15 protein-coding genes are annotated in these 20,437 nt (G+C 62.3%); 12 read left to right on the forward strand and 3 right to left on the reverse strand.

The window, feature by feature from the left end; genetic code table 11:
* Nucleotides 1-175 precede the first annotated feature (175 nt).
* From F7R20_RS00835 to F7R20_RS00890, 12 genes are all read left to right on the forward strand, one after another.
* Nucleotides 176-2,050, forward strand: a complete 1,875-nt coding sequence (locus F7R20_RS00835; RefSeq protein ID WP_003201059.1) for a 3-dehydroquinate synthase — start codon at nt 176-178, stop codon at nt 2,048-2,050.
* The gene (locus tag F7R20_RS00840) at nt 2,047-2,937 is read left to right on the forward strand and encodes a UbiA family prenyltransferase (RefSeq protein WP_003201058.1); all 891 of its coding nucleotides are present in this window, start codon (nt 2,047-2,049) and stop codon (nt 2,935-2,937) included. The genes F7R20_RS00835 and F7R20_RS00840 overlap by 4 nt, the downstream gene beginning before the upstream one ends.
* Complete coding sequence (locus tag F7R20_RS00845) at nt 2,934-3,707, forward strand: EboA domain-containing protein (protein WP_003201056.1); 774 nt, start codon at nt 2,934-2,936, stop codon at nt 3,705-3,707. Before F7R20_RS00840 ends, F7R20_RS00845 begins: the two co-directional genes overlap by 4 nt.
* Nucleotides 3,708-3,746: 39 nt before the next feature.
* Complete coding sequence (locus tag F7R20_RS00850; RefSeq protein WP_003201055.1) at nt 3,747-4,631, forward strand: TatD family hydrolase; 885 nt, start codon at nt 3,747-3,749, stop codon at nt 4,629-4,631.
* On the forward strand, nt 4,628-5,857 hold the full coding sequence (eboE, locus tag F7R20_RS00855) for a metabolite traffic protein EboE (RefSeq protein ID WP_003201053.1): 1,230 nt from the start codon (nt 4,628-4,630) through the stop codon (nt 5,855-5,857). Before F7R20_RS00850 ends, eboE begins: the two co-directional genes overlap by 4 nt.
* Complete coding sequence (locus F7R20_RS00860; protein ID WP_003201051.1) at nt 5,847-7,292, forward strand: alkaline phosphatase family protein; 1,446 nt, start codon at nt 5,847-5,849, stop codon at nt 7,290-7,292. The genes eboE and F7R20_RS00860 overlap by 11 nt, the downstream gene beginning before the upstream one ends.
* Nucleotides 7,271-8,413: a hypothetical protein gene (locus tag F7R20_RS00865; RefSeq protein ID WP_003201049.1), complete on the forward strand. Its 1,143-nt coding sequence runs from the start codon at nt 7,271-7,273 to the stop codon at nt 8,411-8,413. The genes F7R20_RS00860 and F7R20_RS00865 overlap by 22 nt, the downstream gene beginning before the upstream one ends.
* A 10-nt stretch (nt 8,414-8,423) precedes the next feature.
* Complete coding sequence (locus F7R20_RS00870; protein ID WP_003201047.1) at nt 8,424-10,811, forward strand: hypothetical protein; 2,388 nt, start codon at nt 8,424-8,426, stop codon at nt 10,809-10,811.
* Nucleotides 10,812-10,992: 181 nt separating this feature from the next.
* The gene (locus F7R20_RS00875) at nt 10,993-11,913 is read left to right on the forward strand and encodes a hypothetical protein (RefSeq protein WP_003201045.1); all 921 of its coding nucleotides are present in this window, start codon (nt 10,993-10,995) and stop codon (nt 11,911-11,913) included.
* A gap of 19 nt (nt 11,914-11,932) precedes the next feature.
* Nucleotides 11,933-13,237: a hypothetical protein gene (locus F7R20_RS00880; RefSeq protein ID WP_081352551.1), complete on the forward strand. Its 1,305-nt coding sequence runs from the start codon at nt 11,933-11,935 to the stop codon at nt 13,235-13,237.
* A gap of 3 nt (nt 13,238-13,240) precedes the next feature.
* Nucleotides 13,241-15,058 (forward strand): hypothetical protein, encoded by a 1,818-nt coding sequence (locus tag F7R20_RS00885; RefSeq protein ID WP_003201041.1) that lies wholly within the window; start codon nt 13,241-13,243, stop codon nt 15,056-15,058.
* Between the two features lie 32 nt (nt 15,059-15,090).
* Nucleotides 15,091-16,146, forward strand: coding sequence for a hypothetical protein (locus tag F7R20_RS00890; protein WP_003201038.1), 1,056 nt, complete (start codon nt 15,091-15,093; stop codon nt 16,144-16,146).
* A gap of 70 nt (nt 16,147-16,216) precedes the next feature.
* Here the strand turns inward: F7R20_RS00890 and F7R20_RS00895 are convergent, their stop codons facing one another.
* From F7R20_RS00895 to F7R20_RS00905, 3 genes are all read right to left on the reverse strand, one after another.
* Entirely contained in the window at nt 16,217-16,981 is a 765-nt protein-coding gene (locus F7R20_RS00895) for an SDR family NAD(P)-dependent oxidoreductase (protein WP_003201036.1), read from the reverse strand.
* Between the two features lie 268 nt (nt 16,982-17,249).
* Complete coding sequence (locus F7R20_RS00900) at nt 17,250-19,619, reverse strand: hypothetical protein (RefSeq protein WP_003201035.1); 2,370 nt, start codon at nt 19,617-19,619, stop codon at nt 17,250-17,252.
* A 63-nt stretch (nt 19,620-19,682) separates the two neighbouring features.
* Nucleotides 19,683-20,432, reverse strand: a complete 750-nt coding sequence (locus F7R20_RS00905; protein ID WP_003201033.1) for an ABC transporter permease — start codon at nt 20,430-20,432, stop codon at nt 19,683-19,685.
* Nucleotides 20,433-20,437: the final 5 nt, after the last annotated feature.

A 20,437-nucleotide genomic window follows, 5' to 3' on the forward strand; every position in this document is an offset into this window, starting at 1 on the left:
CAGATGACCTTGCAAAAACACCCGGGCCGTCTAGATTCAAACCTGTCTCCAACCACATCATCAACCACACCTGACAGCCCTTCGGGCGAGAGCGTCTATTGGCCTAAAACACACACTTGGCGTTGCTTTCAATTACTGACACGGAATCAGTCAATAACAACAAGAGGGATGCTTGATGAAGCATGGCCGTGGGTATCGTTTGCTCTCGCAAAAAGGCGCAGCCGGACATTTCTGGCTGTCGTTGGTTTGCTTTTCAGCCCTGGTGATCGCCAGCTTCTTGCTGTTCGAACAACAGATCCAGGATTTCCTGACCCATCTCAACCTGTACCAGCCCTCGACGCCCGCGCAGAAACTCTACCTGGCGTTGCTGCTGATCGCCCTGCTGGCGCTGGACGTGGTGCTGCCGGTGCCGTCGAGCATGGTCGCGCTGCTGGCCGTAGCGATGCTTGGCAGCGTGGGGGGTTACCTGGCGATTTTCGTGGGGCTGTGCCTGGGCGCCGGGTTGGGCTATGCCTTGGGAGCCGGCTATTTGCGTTTGTTGGCCGGCCGCCTGGGCCTGCATCAGCGCCAGCCGGGGCAACTGGCGTACCGGTTGGGCACACTGTCGTTGATCTGCCTGCGCGGGGTCCCGGTGCTGGCGGAAACCTCGGTCGTCGCCGCCGGGATGCAACGCTACCCGCTGCGCGCGTTCATCCTCGTCACCACCCTGGCCAATGCTGGCCTGGCATTGGCCTACAGCGCCATTGGCACCTTTCTCGTCGAGCAGAACGCGCTGTTGGTGACCCTGCTCGCCAGCATGGTATTGCCCGGGCTGTTCATCGCCGGGTACAGCCTGTTCAAGAGCCTTCGCCGCAGCGACGCGGAGCAACCGTTGCACGGGCGCTTCAAGGTCAGCTACGACTACCCGGTGGTATTCACCGATCATGTATTCGATCCACTCAATCCCTGCCTGCACCGCCAGCTCATGGCCGGCCACAGGGGCCCGGTCACGGTGTTGATATTCGCCGATGAACAACTGCTGCACAGCGCCTCGCACCTGCTGGAACAGATCAACGCCTACTTCATCAGCCACTTTCCAGACCTGCACCTGCAGGCGCCGCCGATCGCGGTCCCGGCCGGCGAGTCGAGCAAGGATTCTAAGGTGTTGCAGCGGCTGTACACCGACATGCTGAAACATGGCTTGGACCGGCATTGCCATGTGCTGGCCGTCGGTGGCGGCGCGGTGCTGGATGCGGTGGGCTACGCCTGCGCCACCTTCCACCGCGGCATTCGCCTGATTCGCATCCCCAGCACCGTGCTCGCCCAGAACGACGCCGGCATCGGTGTGAAAAACGGCATCAACGCCTTCGGCCAGAAAAACCTGCTGGGGGCCTTCTATCCCGCCACCGCAGTCATCAACGACTTTCAATTGCTGACCAGCCTGACCCGGCGCGACCAGATCGCCGGGCTGGCCGAGGCGGTCAAGGTGGCGCTGATCAAGGACCAGGCGTTTTTCCAGTGGATGGAGCAACAGGCCGACGCCCTCGCCTGCTTCGAACATGGGGCCAGCCGCTATGCGATCCGCCGCTGCGCCGAATTGCACCTGGCGCACATCACCGGTGCTGGCGACCCCTTCGAACGCGGTAACGGGCGGCCCTTGGACTACGGGCATTGGGCCGCTCACAAACTGGAAAATCTCAGTCAGCACCGACTGCGCCATGGTGAAGCCGTCGCGGTGGGCATGGCTCTGGATGGACTCTATGCCAATGCCTTGGGGTTGTTGAACGACAGCGACACCGAACGGGTGCTGAACCTGCTGCTCAAGCTCGGCTTCTGCCTGAACCCGCCGGAACTGATCTTGAAAGATGCACTGGGGCGCTCGCAGGTTTTGCTGGGGCTGGAGGAGTTCCGCCAGCATCTGGGTGGGCAACTCTCCATCCCCATGCTCAGCCGGATCGGCGAGTCGGTGGACTTGCATGAAATCGATACCGCGCGAATGGAGCAGGCATTGCAGCGGCTGTCCACCCAGGTCGAGCTTGCGCTACCCCTGAACGAGCGCTGTGCGCAATGAACCAGACTGCGCCGAACCTCAAGGCCTGGCTGACCCTCGGCCGTGTGTCCAACCTGCCCACGGTGTGGACCAACACCTTGGCCGCCGCCCTGCTCGCCAGCAGCGCCGGGGCCCTGGCTCCGCCGTCTTCCCTGGTATGGATCCTGCTGCTGGCGGCACTGTCGCTGCTGTACCTGGCCGGCATGCTGTTGAACGACCTGTTGGACGCCGACTGGGACCAACAACACCACAACCCCCGCCCCATCACCCTGGGCCTGGTCAGCCGCCAGCAAGTGCTGCTGGCCACTGCGTTGTTGCTGGTGCTGGCCGCGGCCTCACTGCTGGGCCTGAGCCGGTTGATCGAGCAGCCGCACTGGCTGCTGGGCAGCGCCACCCTGTTGGTGGGCTGCATCCTCGGTTACAACCTGCTGCACAAGAAATACGCCCACAGCGTCTGGCTGATGGGAGCCTGCCGCTCGGCGCTCTACCTCACCGCAGCGGCAAGCCTGGCGGTGCCGCCGGGACCGATCTGGCTCTGCGCCATTTTGCTCGGTGTCTACATCAGCGGCCTGACCTACCTGGCTCGCCAGGAACATCGCAACCAACTGATCAGCCGCCTCCCCCTGCTGCTGATGCTGAGCCCACTGGCCTTGGCGATCTACGCAGGCAGCGCCTGGTTCTGGCCGGTGCTGCTGTTATGGCTTGGCTGGTTGGGCTGGCACTACTGGCGCAACCTGGCCAACCCTCGGCAACGGCAGGTCCGCGTCTTTATCGGCGCTGGCCTGGCAGCCCTGCCGCTGTTCGATGCCCTGGTGCTGGCCGTGGCTAACCAGCCCCTGGGCAGCCTGTTATGTGTCCTGGTGTTTTTCCTGCTTCCTCATTTCCAGCGCTGGATCAAACCAACATGAACACGGACGTTACTGCACCGGCATCGGCGGCCCTCGACATGCGCCACGACTGCGTGAACGAACAACGGCAAAATTTCATTCGTCAACTCGAAGAAACCGAGCGGCAATGGTGGCGTCAGGCACAGGAGCAACTTGCCCAGCGCCCGGACTCCAATACCTCGTCACTCTTGAGCAGCCAGTGCAAGCGCAACCTCAAGGAGCGAGCACTGCCCGATATCGCCGGCTGGAGTAACGTCCAAATGGCGCGGGCGTTGCTGCTGGCCCAGGTGCTGGAACAGCAGCCCGCCGCCGGGCAAGTCGCCCTGCTGCACCAATTGTTCCTGTGGGGCGACGACCAGGAAAAGGTCGCCACCTTGAAAGCCCTCGATTGGCTCGATAGCCGCGGGACGTGCGTGGAGCTTGCACGCCAGGCCGGACGCACCAGCAACAGCCAGGTGTTCGCCGCCCTCGCCCTGGACACCGCCTACCCGTCGCGTCACTACAACGAACAGGCCTTCAGCCAACTGGTGTTGAAAGCGCTGGGCATGGGCCTCGACGTACGACGCCTGATCGGCCTGGCACAACGACAAAGCGTCACCCTCAACCAGTTGGCCCTCGACCTGCTGGACGAACAACTCGCCGCCGAACGAACGGTGTCCGCCGGACTGCCCCACGTGATTGCCTTCGACCTGCTGAGCCCGGCGCAACGTCAGCGCCTGGCCGGCCTGGGCCAGCAACGACGCTTGCCGGCGCAATGGCACGAGCACCTGGGCGGCGTTTCGCCGAACTGATGCCCCACCGTCCCCCGCTTTTTTTGACGAGGATTCACCATGCTCAAGTACTTCGACCCGCATATCCATATGGTCAGCCGCACCACTGACGACTACCAGAACATGGCGGCCGCCGGCATCACCGGGGTAATCGAGCCGGCCTTCTGGCAGGGCCAGGCCAGGACCAGCGTCGGCAGCTTCATCGACTACTTCGACACACTGTTGGGCTGGGAGCGCTTTCGCGCCAGCATGTTTGGCATCCATCACTTCTGCACCATTGGCCTGAACCCCAAGGAGGCCAATGACCTGTCGGTGGCCAACGAGGTGCTGGAGATTCTGCCGCGCTACCTGGTGAAAGACGGCGTGGTGGCGGTGGGTGAAATCGGCTACGACGACATTACCCCGGAAGAGGATCGCTTCCTCGCCGCGCAATTGGAGCTGGCCAAGCAATTCAATCTGCCGGTGCTGGTGCACACGCCGCACCGCGACAAGATCGGCGGCACCAAACGCACGCTCGCGGTCATTCGCGAGGTCGGCATTGCCGAACATATGGTGATCATCGACCACCTCAACGAACTGACCCTGCCCCTGGTGCTGGACAGCGACTGCTGGCGCGGCCACTCCATCTACCCCAACACCAAGATGTCGGAACAGCGCATGGTCGCGCTGCTGCAGCAGTACGGCACGGAAAAAATGGTGGTCAACAGCGCCGCCGACTGGGGCATCAGCGACCCGCTCAAGGTGCCCAAGACCGGCCAGGCAATGTTGGCCGCAGGCTTCAGTGAAGACCAGGTCGAACAAGTGCTGTTCCACAACCCGGTGGACTTTTTTGCCCAGAGCGGCCAGTTGGACAAAGCCCTGGTCAGCACGCCCCTGCCCATCGATCAGCGGCGGCAATGGCAGGACAACTCCGCCCTGCGGGGCCAGGAACCGGTGATCAAATGAGCGCCCGCACGGGTTGGACGGCCACGCAGATCGGCTATTGCAGCAACGTGCACCCGACCCATGACCTGGGCGGGCTGCGCGCATCCGTCGAACGGCATTTCCACACCGTGCGCACACTGCGCGGGCTCGACACGCAGGACAGTGGATTGTGGATCAGCGCCCTCGCCGTCGCCGAACTCCAACAAGCGCCGACCCGTGCGGATTTCCTCGACCTGCTGCAACGCAGCGGGCTACGCCTGACCTCACTCAATGGGTTTCCCTACGGCCAATTTCACCAGGGCGCGGTGAAAGCCGACGTCTACCTGCCCAGCTGGGCCGATCCGCAGCGGCTGGCGTACAGCCTGGACCTGGCTCGATTTCTCGCCCAGGCCCTGCCAGCGGACTGTGCCCAGGGGGTGATCTCCAGCCTGCCGCTGGGCTATGCCGCCCACTGGAGCCCGACGCTACAGCAACATGCCGAGCACCAACTGCGCGAGCTCACTGCCGGGCTGGCCCGGCTGCAACGGGAGACGGGCAAGAAGATCGTGGTCTGCCTGGAAATGGAGCCCGATTGCGTGCTGGAAAACACCGACCAGGCCATCGCCTTCTTCCGCCATTGGCAAGCCACGGACCCGCACCATGAACACCTGGCGCTGTGCTTTGACGTTTGCCACCAGGCCGTGATGTTCGAAGACTGCTATCAATCACTGGACCGATTGCGTCAGGCCCGGGTCCCCATCGGCAAGATCCAGTTATCCAATGCACTGATTTGTCGCCTGCCTGAGGACGAGCACCGGCGCGAACAGGTGCTCAAGACATTGAGCGGTTTTGCCGAACCCACCTACCTGCATCAAGTGAAGGCCCGCAATGGACAGGACCGGTTATCGGCCTGGGCGGACCTCCCCGCGGCCCTGGATGATTGTGAGCAAAACCGCGTCTCTCATCCCGAACTGAGGATTCACTTCCACATTCCGCTGTTCAGCGAGCAGTTGCTGCTGCCCGAACTCAGCGGCAGCCAGGTTGCCCTGTCGCAAACGTTCGACTTTTTGGCCGACCATGGGGATTTTCGCCCCGTACTGGAAGTGGAAACCTACAGCTGGGGCGTCCTGCCCAGCCAATTGCGGCCCACGACCGAGCACGCCCAACTCCAGGGCATCGCGGCGGAGTTGCATTGGGTCGAGGACCAGTTGCAGCAGCGCCGCTTGCTGCAACCTCAAGCGCTGGAGGCCCATGCCCATGCGCTCTGATCCTGCGCGCCAGCCGCTGCTGCTGATCAACGTGGTCGGCCTGACGCCCGCGCTGTTGGGTGCCGCGACGCCCTGCATCAATGCCCTGTTGAAAACGGCCAAGATGGCCACGCTGCAACCGGTGTTCCCGGCGGTCACTTCGACCGTGCAGGCCTCGATCCTCACGGGACAGCCACCGTCGGAACACGGCATCATCGGCAACGGCTGGTATTTCCGCGACCAGGCCGAAGTGCGTTTCTGGCTGCAACCCAACGCACTGATCCAGGGGGAAAAGGTCTGGCAGACACTCAAGCGTCAGTACCCCGGGTTTCGCTGCAGCCAGTTGTTCTGGTGGTACAACATGTATGCCGACGTGGACGCCGCCATTACCCCACGGCCCCACTACCCGGCCGATGGTCGCAAGATGTTCGGCCTGTATTCGGCGCCGGCCTCGTTGCATGAGCGTATCGAACAGCAGATCGGCGAGTTTCCCTTTCCGAGCTTCTGGGGACCGGCGGCCGGCATCGCCTCGAGTCGCTGGATCGTCGATTGTGCCATTGCCGAATTCCAGCTCAACCACCCCGACCTGCAATTGATCTACCTGCCCCACCTCGACTACAGCCTGCAACGCCTGGGGCCCGATCACCCGTCGATTGCCGACGAGGTACGCGCCATCGACAGCGAAGTCGGGCGTCTGCTGGACTTTGCCCAAGCGCAAGGCGCGGCAGTGATGCTGCTGTCCGAATACGGGATCGAAGCCGTCACCCAATCCGTTTCCATCAACCGGTTGTTACGTGCCGAGGGCTTGTTGCAGGTACGCCAATCGCTGACCTGGGAGTTGCTCGATCCCGGTGCCAGTGCAGCGTTTGCCGTGGCCGATCATCAGGTCGCGCACATCTACGTGAAGCATGCGCGCGACATCCCCCGCGTCAAGGCGCTGTTGCAACGCCAGGCCGGCATCGAACAGGTACTGGATAAAACCGAACAACAGGCCTGGCAACTGGATCATCCCCGCAGCGGCGAGCTGGTGGCCGTGGCCGCGCCCGGTTACTGGTTCGATTACTACTACTGGTTCGACGAGCGCAAGGCTCCCGACTTTGCCCGCACCGTGGATATCCATCGCAAGCCAGGTTACGACCCGCTCGAGCTGTTCATCGACCCGGCCATTCGCTTCCCGAAATTGAAAGTGGCGCGCCGCCTGCTCCAGAAAAAGCTCGGCTTTCGCTACTACATGGACCTGATTCCGCTGGACACCCGCCTGGTCCGCGGCAGCCACGGACGGCTGCCCACGAGCGAGAAGACCGGCCCGCTGCTCATCACCAATTGTGATCTGTCGTTGCCACAGCACCTTGCGGCCACGGCGGTGAAGCAACTGCTCCTGGAACACTTCCGGGGGCACCCTCATGCCGATACGGCGAATGCCAAGGAGCTTCCATGCGGCGAGCCATTTCCATAACCGTTCTCAGTGCCCTGGCCGGTTTGGCCCAGGCACAGGACACCAACAACTTCGATTGCAGCAACTTCCTGCAATTTGGAGCAGACATCAACCAGACTCGGACCGCGTTTGCCCAGAGTCCCGAGACCATGGCCTGGAACTGGTTCGTCTGCTTGAACCAACCCAGTACCGCGCAAAGCAGCAATCTGGTGTGGGAGATGATGAAGCCCTCGGACCAGGTCTACCTGCCCAACGGCGCACCACCGGGCGCCTATGACAGCTCCGCACCGCTCCCGGCCGCGGTGGTGACGCAAGCCAAGGCACAAGGCATGGACCTGTCCCGATCCTTCCATAACATCAATGCCACCCAACAGGTCGATGGCCTGATCCTGCAAATGGGGGGTGCCGTGCCCGATGCCCAACAAGGCCACCCCGTACGCTTTCAGTTGCTGATGGGCAAGGACACGTTCGATTACATCGTGAACAAGCAGGTCTACAACGTGAATGGCCAGGCCGCCCTGGCCAACGACCTGAACTTTCCCCCCACCGCCTGGGAGTTGAAAGCCGCGTGGCTGTGGATCGGCACAGACACGACCTACCGACAAACCCTGGTAAATGACGGCTACTACATTGCCCAGGCCTACTACCAGCAGGACGACGGTACTTACCAGGTCGGCTATGTGGCATTGAGCGGTCTGCATGTCGTCAACAAACTGAACGCCAACTGGGTCTGGACCACCTTCGAAAACATCAACAACAGCAAGTACACCGTCACCAATGCCGCCCCGCCTGCGCCGATGACCAACACCACGGGGCCGACTCCGGCCGCCAAGCCGGTGAACACCAGCTTCCAGGCCAACAACCGGAACCTGTCGAAGTACGAGTTGATCGGGGTCGAGTTCCAACCCATCACCCAGGTACTGGCCAACTCACAGCTGGAATCGGCGTTCCAGAACACCTCGTCCTGCCTGGCCTGCCACGGCACCGCCGCCTACTCGAACGACAAAGGCTACTTCAATTTCGCTCTGAACCACGGGGGCGGCATTGTCTATCCCACCACCCCGCTGCCGCCCTCGGCATTCGATGGCTACAAAAAACTGGACTTTGTCTGGTCGCTGAAACGCGCCCAGTGGCAACGCTAAGGAGCATGACATGAGCGTATTGAATTTCCCCCGTATCTACCTCAACGGCCATATGTTCTGGAACCCGCCAACGGCCAACAACAACGACGTGTATCCGCTGTATGACGCGGTCAACGCGGACATAAACTGGCCGTTCATGAGCCACTTCGACATCAACGCCAAGAACGCCCCCACCCTACTGATGCCCTGGGCCATCAAGCCCCTGACAATGGCGGAGCTGCCGGCCTATATGCTGCAGGTACCGACCAATGCCAACCCGGGAACCTACCCGTACATGCCCGCCGAATGGGATCTGTTTGGCGACAATGCCTGCGGCACGGTGAGCTACAAAGGTACTCGCTCGACGATCATTGGCGGCGAGCTGCAGGCCGACACCTACATCACCGAGGATGCGCTGGTTGGCAGGGATTACCAATTGCTCGGCAATCCCTTTGGCAGCAACGCTCCGACTGCCGCGCGCTTCGTGGACGTCAGCCCGTGGCAGAACACCTTCACCGCGTTGTATTTCGACAAGCTGATGCTGGGGGATGCCACGTGTGGCCTGACCCTCAATCGCCAGTATCGAATGATGGATCGCTTCCTGAATTTCAATTGGGCGAGCACCTTCCATGGCCTGGTATATGTCACCACCACCTGGCAGACCTGCTTTCCCCAGGAGAACCTGGAATGGGTCATCGGCGATTCGGCGCTGCTGAGTAACCTCCAGCAGCAGATGAAGCTGCAAGGGGCAAAGGGCCTGATGTTCAGGTTCTCCACCTACCTGACCTGCTACGACAGGAACGGTGTTTTCAACGATTTCCCGTACGTCAACACCCGTTCCAATGCCCCCTCGGATACGGCTCGTCTGCAAGCGATGTATCAGAAGGGCCTGGACAACGTTTCCGGTATTTTCTTCAACCCCGCCTACAGCCGCACCGCTGCGACCCTGGGCCTCTGGTTCGCCGACGAATACCCGACCGCCCCCGCCGGCCTGCGCCTGGTGCCCGCGCAGGCCGTACCTGTTGTTCAACCAAATGGGACTCCCCAAAACGCCACACTGGGCGTGACTTCAGTGCAGATTACCGGCAACACCCTGTCGCTGGATCTGGCCAACACGTTCCCGTTCTATCCGGTAGAGCCCAATGCGCCCATCCTGACCGCCGAAAAATTCCAGGCCGGCGACTATCAACTGGGTGTACGCGAGGGTGATCAATTCACGCCGGTAGTGGACTTGGGTTTCGACCGGTATGACCAGGCAGCCTTCGACAAACGCTCCGGCCTGCAGGACTTCCCGCTCAGCGACGCGGACCTGACGAAACTACAACCAGGTCATCCATTGGAGCTGCGACTCAAGGCCACGGCCGCCCCGACACCCGTGATCGCCGCCACCCAGCAAACCTGGACCGCCGAAGTGGTGGAGAGCGGCAGTTTCATCGACGTGGGCGACCACAAGACGCTGACCATCATGGTGCAGAAAAATGGTCAGCCGGCGGCCAATACCACGCTGTGGGTGGCGGAATATGGCAACCCCTACATGGTGACCACCAGCGACTACTACCTGGCCTCCAGCAACGCGGCCAATTTCACGCTGTTCTTCGACCACCCAGACGACCCCAACCAGAACAAGGCCAATCTGCCGAATTTCAATAACGCGCCGCCCGTACAAAACTATCTGGCCAAAGGCAGCGGCCGCCGACTGACTGCGCTGCAGAGTACGGATCAGTCCAGTGGAAACCCGATCGGTTATCAGCAATTCCTGCAGGGCGACGGCAAACCGGTCACGATCGACTTGCACCCTTGCCTGGCATTCGATGCCGGCGTCTACGCCACCGGAACCCTGAGCGACGACGTCCACGCCACTCCGGTGGATTACTCTTATGTAGCGACCACCACCGACGCCAACGGCATCGCCCAGGTGAGCTTCAGGGCCGTGGCCCCGGGCTTCCCGACCTTGCGTTTTTTCGTCAAGGAAGGCGACAGCGATCCGGTCATTCCCTTCAGCTTCCCGCTGCCCCAAGCCTACATCGACTTCCTCGCCCCGCTCCGCGTCCTGCCCTTGGACGTGCAGCTGCAACAGGACTTCATCAACTACTGGAACACCGTCTACAAGGATCAGAACGCCGCGACGCAGCTGTGGGAGGGCTTCCTCTACCCACGCATCCTGCAGACCTTCTATTACCTGTACCCGATCATGAACAAGTACATGCCGCTCAACTCCCAGGCGCGCGTCGAAGGCGCCATCGACCAGTTGATTGTGCTGATCAGCAAGCCCTACCAGGAGGAAAGCACGCTCTCGATGCCTATCACCCGTGACATGTCCCAGAGCCGCCGCGCGGTATTGGAGCTGTGGGCCCAGAAGCTGGTCAAGCGCAACTATCCGCCACAACAACTCAAGATGAGCGATTACGACAACCTCTGACCGTGACGCTGTTCACCCAAGGAGGATAAACCACTGTGGGAGCGAGCTTGTGTGGGAGCTGAGCTTGCTCGCGACGAAGGCACCGCGGTCTTTCGAATGACCGCGTTATCGTTCATCGCGAGCAAGCTTTGCTCCCACAGGCTCCCACAGTGTCACCCGGTACTTTTCAAAGGAATGACCTATGAAAACCAGTATCTTGAACCGGTTGTTGCTGTTGATCCTGCTGTTCAGCCCACCTCTGTTCGCCCAGGACAGCGGCGCGGTGTACTTCACCATGGGCGTGCACAACACCGAGGGCTGCAACGAACAGAACGGCAACTGCATCGCCAAACGCCTCCCAGGCGAGCCTTCCGATCCGTTTTTCCCGGCGTTCTGGATCAGCGATTGGACCATGTACCGGGTGATGCACAACTATGAGAAAAACCCGCCGCCCTACAGCAATCCGCCCTCCACCCTGACCCCGGCGGACTACACCGTCTCCCGAGGAACCAGCTACTACGACACGGCCTATATCCCGGCCGATGGCGACGGTTTCGGTGCGATGATGGAGCACTATGAGAAGTACTGCCTGCCGATCTTCCCGATCAAGAACAACAACTACACCTGCTCCTTCGTGTCCCTGGGCAACAAGGCGTACTTCCTGACCTACCCGCAGGATCGCCCCAAGGACATGCCGGCCTGCTGCATGTTTTCGCCGATGAATCATCCGCCGCGGCAAGACTTCATCCAGCACCTGCCCTACAGCGCCGAGCGCAGCCAGAACCTCAATGGCAGCGTGCAGGCCTACGCGCTGGACCTTCAATCGCCGCAGGGTCCGATCCTGTTCGGCTATGCCTTCTACAAGAAAATGTCGGGGCAACCGCCCTACCGGCAGCCCCAATCGTTCTTTTTCTCCGGTGACAGCAGCGTCGCCAATGCCCCCATCGTCAGCCAGAACTACACCAACTTCCGCATCGCCAAACCGGACCCTGCCCAGACCTGGGCGCAGGTGGCCGCGATGTGCCCGGCGAATCCACCGCCCTGCCAGCTGTTCGAGCCACCGGCTTCACAGAGCAACGGGCAAAAGGCGCAGTGGAACAAGCTCATGCAGCGCAAACCCTGACCAATGACGAAGGATCGCCATGAACACTTCACTCCGTTTCATCCTGGTACTGCTGGGCCTGGCCAATCTTCCGGCCCTGGGCCTGGAGCAATCCCAGGAACAAACCATGCCACGGACGCAGGCCTCGAACCTGAATTGCCAACCCCCCAGTACAGCGCCAGCGGCCAGTGCCAGCCAGGACCTGTTCGATCAATACAGCTGGCAACTGTTCATCGCCGTGAACTGGCCCGCCCAGGCGGGACAGCGCGGTGATCCCGACTGCAGCAAACAGCCGGGGGACCCCGGCTACACCGTCTGGCAGACCTACAAGACCGTGGAAGAAACCTTCCTGCCACGGGGGGCCGACCCAGGCCCCTGGAACACCCCGCAGCTTGCCAAGAGCCTGGGCATCATCAACATCGCCGCGCTGAAGAACAGTTCCCAGGTGAATGCCGTCGACCAGGCCGTCGGCGGCTGGCTGATCGACCAGGCCGGCAACCCGACCTACTACGACATCTCGGCCAACGAGACCTCCTACAACTACATCGTCGCCAACCAGTTCTATAACGCCGATGTGGTTTCCAAAGCCAACAACATCTACTTCCCCTATGGGGTCATCGAGGTCAAATCGAGCTGGCGCATCCTCACCCCCAACGACAATGCCAGCCGCTACCTGACCATGCTTGCGCGCGTGGCCACGTTCGACGACCAAGGCCAGCGCACCGGCGTCACCGAAGCCTACCTGGGGCTGGTAGGACTGCACGTCATCACCAAGGTGAACGGCTATCCGCAGTGGATCTGGTCGACCTTCGAACAGATCGACAACGTTGCGCCCAAAACGCTGGTGAACGGTGCATGGGTCGACCAGCCGACCTCCGGCACGGCTTATTCCTACTTCAACGCCAGCGCCCCGGCAGCCACGCTCAACCAGTCGCCCTGCGATTGGCAGACCCAGGGCGCACACCTGGTCTGCGTGCCCAAGCCTGGCACCACCTTCCAGACCCCGAACCCGTTGAACCGGTACACCCCGATCGCCGAGATCACCAACGAGGTCAACGCCCGTTACCGCAGCGACCCGGGCCTGCAACGCAGCGTATTGAAGTACTACCAACTCATCACCACCCAGCGCCCGCTGATGCCGGACAACCCCAGCAACCCGCTGGGCCAGCCGCCCCCCGCCCTTTCGGCCAACGTGACCATGGAAAGCTACATCCAGCCCAACAGCAGCTGCATGAATTGCCACTCCATGGCGACACCGGTCAAGAGTCCCTACAAATCCGACTACTCCTACCTGTTCAAATTCGCCAATTCACCTGTCGGCAAAACCATCAAGGACGAGGAATAACTCATGAGCATCCTGAACGGACCACGGCTGAACTTCTGGGGCGGCATCCGCACCGACGTCAGCCTGCCGAACAACTCCCCGACCATTCCCTACGATGGCAACGATGACTGGCCGCTCTTCGACCTGACCACCTCGACCCTGGCACCGGGCGCCGAGCCCTACACCGACGACCAGTTGAACAACATGATCAATGCCCCCGCCGGCAACTACTACACCGCCGGTGGCTGGAATCACTACGGGCAGCATGTCGTCGACATGCAGAACGCCTTGATCAGCTCCCAGGGCATCCCCGGCAGCATCAACACCACCGGCGACCTGGTGGGCCAGGCCGTCTATTTGCTCGGTTCGGTGGACCCGGTGACCGGCCAGGGCCCCGTTTCCGGCCCGATGATGGTGGACCTGGACCCCACCTCCTCGACGACCACCCAGATCTTCGTCGGCGGCCTGCAAATCGGTGGCAACGACAACATCCAACTGCTGATCCGCAGCAACACCGTGTGCAGCAGTTTCGACGTGGCGGGACGTGTGCTGCTGCCGAAAAAAATGGACGCGCCGGGTTCTTTCCACGCCAGCGGCACGTTTCAACTGACCTTTCCCTTGAGCAGCATTGTCAGTTGGAACCAGAACAGCAGCGGCCTGCGCTCGATCATCCAGGCACCAGGGGCGACGGGCATCGTCCTGCGTTTCGTCATGTTCGAAATGTGCCCGACGATGACCACCGAACAACTGGACGCCGACTACGCCGCCGGCAAATACACGCCCAACCCGAGCATCGGCCGGGTCATCGGCACCTTGGCCCCGGCCTTCGCCGACGAGCCGCTGAACTGCCAGCCGGGCCGGCAACTGGTCAACCAGAGTACCGGCAATGCCGGCTATGCCGACCTGGGCGACACCGGTTACCTGAGCATCGACATGGTGAACGTCATTCCGAAGGAAACCTTCCGGGCCGTCAGGGACGACATCACCAGCCCGATCGGCCCCAACGCCGATTACGGGACCGTGACCATCAGTGCCGGCACCACCACCCTGACGACCCTGGAGCCGACCAGCCGCTTTTTATTCGACTACTACGTGTATGGCGGCATCGTCGACCTGCCCCTGACCGCCGACCAGCTACAGGCAGTACGGACCTCTGCCTTGGCAATCAACGCTCCGGGCAAGGTCGCCGGCACCACGTTGCAAGCCACCGAGTCGACCTATCGGATCTATGCCGACCAGCGCAACGTCTACCTGGAGGACTACCCCAACGGCCTGTCGGTCACCCTGCAGGTCAGGTACCTGGGCGGGGCGGTCCCCAGCACCACCGAAATCGGCCTGCAGGCAATCCCGGCAGCTGATCCTCCCACGTACAAAGAACCGCAGTACTGGGACTTCCTCGACTACCCTGACTCGCTGACGGTCAGCGCCGGCCAGCTTTCAGTCAGCTTCCCCGTCACCGTCAAACCGGGCAGCGCCGCCCAGGCCGGTTTCGTCGCCCTGACCTGCACGGCCAATGGCCTCGACAGCAGCGCTTACTTCACCAACTTTCGCAAATACGCCCAGACCGACTTCGGCATTCCCAAGGGCACCACCATCACCTGGCCGCTGATGTACCCCAACGTGCTGCGCTTTCACTACCTGGCCTTCCCCGCCATGTCGCGCTATATCCCGCTGAATCAGCCCGACGCCATCATGGGCGCCAAGAACCCCATCCTCGCCCGTACCTCGGACGCCTACAAAGGCACCACGCTGTTCATGCCCGTGGTGCGCTCGATGTCGCCCTGCCAACGGGCGTTGCTGCGGGCCTATCTCACCGGTGAACCGTGGCAGCCGCCGCAATGACCGTATCCCCTGCTCATTCACGGAGAGAGCCTATGCCCGTTCCCCTTCAGATCCCCGCACACCCCGGGGAAAACCTGCGCCCCAGCACCCTGGTCGCCGAGGACCTGCTGAACCCTCGCGGCCTCTGCCTGCAAGCCGATGGCAGCCTGCTGCTGACCGAAGCAGGCTCGGGGTTGCCCGACCACCCCTTCAGCGGCCGTATCAGCCGACTGCGACCGGATCCGCAGCGGCCCGACGCCTACCTGCCCCGCGAAACCCTGGCGCAAGGGTTTCGCGCCATGAACATGCAGGCGCGCATGCTGCGCGATGAAATCATGGGGGTGTCGGACATCGCCTGTGGTGACGGACGCTGCCTGGTCAGCCAGACCGATTACGTCGCCGGCTCCAAACTGCTGGACCTGCAATTCACACCGCCCGAACCGGTCTTTCATAGCCGTGGCAACCTGAATGCGCTGTGCTACCACCCGACCCGCCGCAGTTGGCTGGCCGTCAAGCCCGATACCAACCAGTTGGTGGAGTTCGTCACAGGCCAGGAAGAGCGCGTACTGGCGCAACTGCCCGAACTGGATCAAGGCCAGGAGGCCGTTCCCGTGACCCTGGTGTACGAACCGGCGACAGACGCCGTGCTGATCAGCCTGTTCTCGGGCGAACTGCACGGCGACCCGAGCCGCAAGGGCATCGACTTCGCCGAGAAGGCCGGCCAGGTGATCCGGGTCTGGCCCGCCAGCGCCAGGATCGACATCCTGATTCGCGGCCTGCAACTGCCCACCGGGCTGGCGCTGCGCCCCAACGGCCAGTTGCTGGTGCTGGAGCTCTGCGAGCGCCTGCAACAACCGCTGCTCCCCGACTGGAACGGCGAACCCCTGCATGGTGGCTTTACCCGGTTCAGTGGGCGACTGCTGAGCTGCGACTTGCAGACAGCCCAGATCACGGTTCTCGCCCGCGACCTGGATACCCCTTCCAACCTATGCCTGTTACCCGACGCGGTACTGGTCAGCGAAGGCATGGGGCTGGTCGGGCGGCCACTGCCTGCGCCAGATGGAAGCGTGGTGCCGTTAAACGGCAGACTTCGTCGGGTGCAACTCTGAACAAACGCTCAAGGCCGCAGGCAAAAAAACGGCGCTTACCCTTCATGGGATAGGCGCCGTTTTTCTTGACTCAGCCAGCAGTGACCGTCATGCCACCGTCCGCCATGACCACCGAACCGACGATAAAGCTGGCACGGTCCGACGCCAGGAACGCAACCACCTCGGCAATTTCTTCCGGCTGTGCGGCTCGGCCGATAGGCGCGGCTTCACCGTGCTGGGCAAGGAACGCCGGGCCGTCCTCGACCACGTCATTGAGGATGTTGGTGACCACATCGCCAACTCCGACCGCATTGACGCGAATGCCATGCCCGATGACTTCCAGCGCCAGGGTCCGCGTCAGTTGAGCCAGGGCACCCTTGGAGGCGGTGTAGGCGGCAATGGTCGGGAAGGCAAAATAGGACGCGTAGGAGGCAATGTTGACGATGGCCCCCGACTGGTTGGGCATCATCGCCTTGATCGCTTCGCGTGAATGCAGGAAGGCCGCGGTGGCGTTGACTGCCTGGATGCGCTCCCAGTCCTGGCGCGTCATGTCGATCACCAGCTTGTTGATGATGATCCCGGCGTTGTTGACCAGGATGTCCAACCGGCCGAACTGTTCGACGGCCAGGCCAACGGCGCGCTCGGCAGCGCCATCCTCGGTGATGTCAGCCTCCAGCGGCACCAACCCGGGACGGGCCAGCTCATGGACGGCGGGGTTGATGTCTTCCGCGACCACCTTGGCGCCGCGGGCATGCAACAGCAATGCGATGGCCTTGCCGATGCCACTGGCGGCTCCGGTGACCAGTGCGACCTTGCCTTCGACTTCGTGGGGAATGCTATGTTGGATATCGGTCATGATCGCTCTCCTGCGTGAGCGGGCCGACGAGACATTCGCCAGCCCGGCGCCCGTGGGCGCTGTCGTTATCGACGGCTTCACTTTCTCGCAACGGGGACTAGCGAGCTTTCGCAGGTTTGCCGGGACTGTCGGGGTTTTGCGAAAAATGTGGCCAGAGATGGCTCCCGCTGGGCCCTGTAGGAGCTGGCGAAGCCTGCGATCTTTTGATCTCTCGCTTGAGACTCAAGTGTCTGGGGAAAGACCGCAGCCTCGTTGCACTCGACAGCGCCTACAGGGTCAGAAACAGTGCGGACGTCCATACCCGTGATTGATCCCGCTGGCGGGCGCAGATGAACAGCGGGTGTTCACGACCTGGCTCAAGACCCAACCGGGCCAGTTCGATTGTCCCCTGCAGCTCACGGGGCAGCGCTGCGGCGGTCACCCGTTCCAGGGACACCTTCAACTCCGCGCCCGGCAACTCTTCGACCACTTGCGATTGCGCCAGCAACTGTTCGCCGGACAGCGTCATCAACACCGTCGGCGCGTGTACGTAAGGTTGCGGCTCGGACGGGTCGCCGACCTTGACGTAGTTGTCGATACGGCTGTGGACCTGCAGCGTCGCGCCGGCCAGTTGCGACAGGTCGATTTCGATGCTGTCGGTATCGCCGTTGGTGTCGGTGCGAAACGCCAGGACCGTCGCATCCTTGCGCCATACGGTCTGCTCGGGATGATCGAGGCCCAACGCGCGGAAGCCATTGATGACCGCGCCCGTGATGCGGATTTCGCCGGTCCAGTAGGCGCCGCGATAACGGTCCTTGATCCGTGCGCCCCCCAGGCGCAAGCGAATGCGTTGCGTGCAAAAACCCAGTTCCTGATGCAGGTTGCGCGACCAGATCAGCTTGTCGCCATCGAACAGATCGACCTGCTCCCAGCCCGCCTCGCCCAGCAGTCGATAGTCCAAGGTGGCATTCGAATCAGCAGTGAAGACTTCACCCATGAAGTGCCTGCCCTGACGCAAGCTGGCGAACGAACGCTCCCCCGTCGTAGCAAAGGTGCGACGAGCGCGCAGGGCCTTGCCCACACTGGCGCGGTCGAAAGCCTCGGCGACAACGCCGGTCAGCCCGCCACGGGAGCCGAACACCGCCGTGGCCGGCACGCCGCCACCGCAGCGGCCCTGGTGTTCATCGCTGTTCGCCGCGGCTCCCACCCGATAGCCGCGCTGCAACGCTTCGGCGTAGACCCAATGGAACTGGCCCCAGGCCGAACCGACCTCGATCAGCCGCTCGAGCTCCGGGTGATGCCAGTCGAGGTTGCAACGACGTCCGCCGACGTGGGGCATCATCAGATGCCCTTCGGGGTCCTTGGCATAGGCGGCGTACAACTCGTCCACCGGCCAGGCCCCCGGCTTGATGGTGCCGGCGGTGAACTCGTTCCACTCGAAGGAGCGCACCAGCCGCCCCTGGTTGTCGAAGGGGAACTCGGGCTTGCGGTCATGCAGGAACACCACGTTGCGGTCGCCGCCCGCACAAGAGTTGCCACACCACTCGGTGCCGGGATAACAAACAAATCGCCCCGGTTCGTTGAGTTCGTGGATCAAATTGACCGCCTGGTCCCAGCGTTGCTCGGTGATATTGAAGTCGTTGGCGGTGTAGCCGAGTACATCGAGCCCGGCGACATCGCGACCGTAGCTGAGGTTGTACAGGGTGTCGTTGGTGCCCACCGTGTCATCGGAGTGCACATGCAGGTCGGCGTAGAGCGGACGCAACGCAGTACCGGCCGGGTCGACGGTAACAAAGGCCTGGGCGCCGTCGACAAAAGGCTCTGCCACCTTGGCGGACAAACGCCACTCGCCCACGGCGCCGAGATCAAGCCCCTCGAGCCGGGCCGTGGCCCAACCTTCGGCGGCCAGCGTGAACGGCTGTTGGCGCTCGCCACCTTCAGGGTCAACGAGGGTCAGGACACCGTTGAGCGGCAAGTTTCGGCAGGTGTTGCCCCAGGCATCATCCACCCGCAACAGGACATCGAACGCCTCACCGGCGCTGACCAGTCGCGGCACGATCAACTGCACGCTCCGCGCCGGTCCCGGCACGATGTCCAGCAAGGGGTCGCCCGGCACCTCGGCAAATTTCGAGCTGCCCAACGGGTCGATGAACAGACGGAAACGGAAGTCCTTCTCGACGAAACTCTGCACCCGCGTCCCCGCCCCGCCCTGGCGTCGGTCACCCAGACGAATGATGACTTTGTCGCCCGGGTTCAGGTAACCGTCGATGATGTCGATGATGATCGCTTTCTGGAACGGCCGTTCATGGCCCTTCTGGTCGAAGCGCACTTTCAAGTGCTGCACGGTGGCCTGGCTCTGGCCGGGCACCAGTTCACCGGCCTGGTATTCGGCGCTGACGTAGTTGGGGCCGGCCGGGTTCGAAGTCTGGAACAAAGCCCAGTCGGAGTAGAACTTGAAGGCCAGCTTGAGCCAGGCACCATCGGCCAGGCCACTGCCACCGACCTCGTAGACCAGGGTGATTTCATCCCATTGACCGGCGACCAGCGTGTCACGATCACAGTGGACGCTGCCCAGGAACGGACGTTTCTTGTTGCGCTCGTACAAGCCTTGCGGGGCGATGTAATGCCCGGCTTCGCGGGGATCGAAAACGTTACTCACATGACACCTCGTGCAGTGGTCCACTGAAGGTTTGAAAGGGGGACGAAGACAAGCAGGTAGCGCTTATTGCACGCGCCATTTCTGGTAGTGACGCTCGATGCGCCGGAATACAAAACTCTCCATCAGCCAGGCAATCAGGCCGATCACGACAATGCCCAGCAGCACCTGGCTGCTGTTGCCGATCTGGCCGCCCGTGGACACCATCCAGCCGATGCCCTGGGAGGCGCCGATCATTTCCGCCGCGACCAGTGCCCGCCAGCCCTGGCTGAAGCCAATGCGCAAGGCGGCCGTGACGAACGGCAACGAGGCCGGCAGGTAGACGTGGGCCAACAGTTGCCAGGCATTGGCACCCAAGGTGCGCGCCGCGCGGACTTCACCGCCGCGAATACTCTGCACGCCCTCCTGGATGGTCACCGCCATGGGGAACATCGCGGCAATGAAAATCACCAGCACGATGGACACATAGCCCAGGCCGAAAATGATCATGATCAGCGGCGCCCAGGCAATCGGCGGGATGGCCATGAACAGGCTGTTGAGTGGCGAGATAAAGTCGCGAAAACGCGAGGACAGGCCAGCGCCAGTGCCCAGCGCAATCGCAACGATCACCGCCGCGCAAAAGCCCCCCACCTCTTCAAGCACACTGGCCTGCAGGTGCTGCAACAGCGAGCGGTCGCCCAGCCAGCGCAGCGCCTCGCGGGCAACGTCCCAGGGCTGCGGCAGGATGTAGGTGGGAAAGCGGCTCGCCAGGGCGATCCAGATCAACAGCAGGAATGGCAGCGACGCCCATCCCCAGTTCGGTTTTGGCAAGGACATGACGG

Source organism: Pseudomonas brassicacearum subsp. brassicacearum (assembly GCF_008801605.1).
In the GTDB taxonomy this organism is placed as follows: Bacteria; Pseudomonadota; Gammaproteobacteria; order Pseudomonadales; family Pseudomonadaceae; genus Aquipseudomonas; species Aquipseudomonas brassicacearum.

What these genes read in the sequence shown, in the direction of transcription:
- F7R20_RS00835 (WP_003201059.1), top strand. Translation starts at nt 176, where the DNA reads ATGAAGCATGGCCGTGGGTATCGTTTGCTCTCGCAAAAAGGCGCAGCC.
- F7R20_RS00885 (WP_003201041.1), top strand. Translation starts at nt 13,241, where the DNA reads ATGAGCATCCTGAACGGACCACGGCTGAACTTCTGGGGCGGCATCCGC.
- F7R20_RS00875 (WP_003201045.1), top strand. Translation starts at nt 10,993, where the DNA reads ATGAAAACCAGTATCTTGAACCGGTTGTTGCTGTTGATCCTGCTGTTC.
- F7R20_RS00860 (WP_003201051.1), top strand. Translation starts at nt 5,847, where the DNA reads ATGCGCTCTGATCCTGCGCGCCAGCCGCTGCTGCTGATCAACGTGGTC.
- F7R20_RS00845 (WP_003201056.1), top strand. Translation starts at nt 2,934, where the DNA reads ATGAACACGGACGTTACTGCACCGGCATCGGCGGCCCTCGACATGCGC.
- F7R20_RS00870 (WP_003201047.1), top strand. Translation starts at nt 8,424, where the DNA reads ATGAGCGTATTGAATTTCCCCCGTATCTACCTCAACGGCCATATGTTC.
- F7R20_RS00840 (WP_003201058.1), top strand. Translation starts at nt 2,047, where the DNA reads ATGAACCAGACTGCGCCGAACCTCAAGGCCTGGCTGACCCTCGGCCGT.
- F7R20_RS00905 (WP_003201033.1), bottom strand. Translation starts at nt 20,432, where the DNA reads ATGTCCTTGCCAAAACCGAACTGGGGATGGGCGTCGCTGCCATTCCTG.
- F7R20_RS00895 (WP_003201036.1), bottom strand. Translation starts at nt 16,981, where the DNA reads ATGACCGATATCCAACATAGCATTCCCCACGAAGTCGAAGGCAAGGTC.
- F7R20_RS00865 (WP_003201049.1), top strand. Translation starts at nt 7,271, where the DNA reads ATGCGGCGAGCCATTTCCATAACCGTTCTCAGTGCCCTGGCCGGTTTG.
- eboE (WP_003201053.1), top strand. Translation starts at nt 4,628, where the DNA reads ATGAGCGCCCGCACGGGTTGGACGGCCACGCAGATCGGCTATTGCAGC.
- F7R20_RS00890 (WP_003201038.1), top strand. Translation starts at nt 15,091, where the DNA reads ATGCCCGTTCCCCTTCAGATCCCCGCACACCCCGGGGAAAACCTGCGC.
- F7R20_RS00880 (WP_081352551.1), top strand. Translation starts at nt 11,933, where the DNA reads ATGAACACTTCACTCCGTTTCATCCTGGTACTGCTGGGCCTGGCCAAT.
- F7R20_RS00850 (WP_003201055.1), top strand. Translation starts at nt 3,747, where the DNA reads ATGCTCAAGTACTTCGACCCGCATATCCATATGGTCAGCCGCACCACT.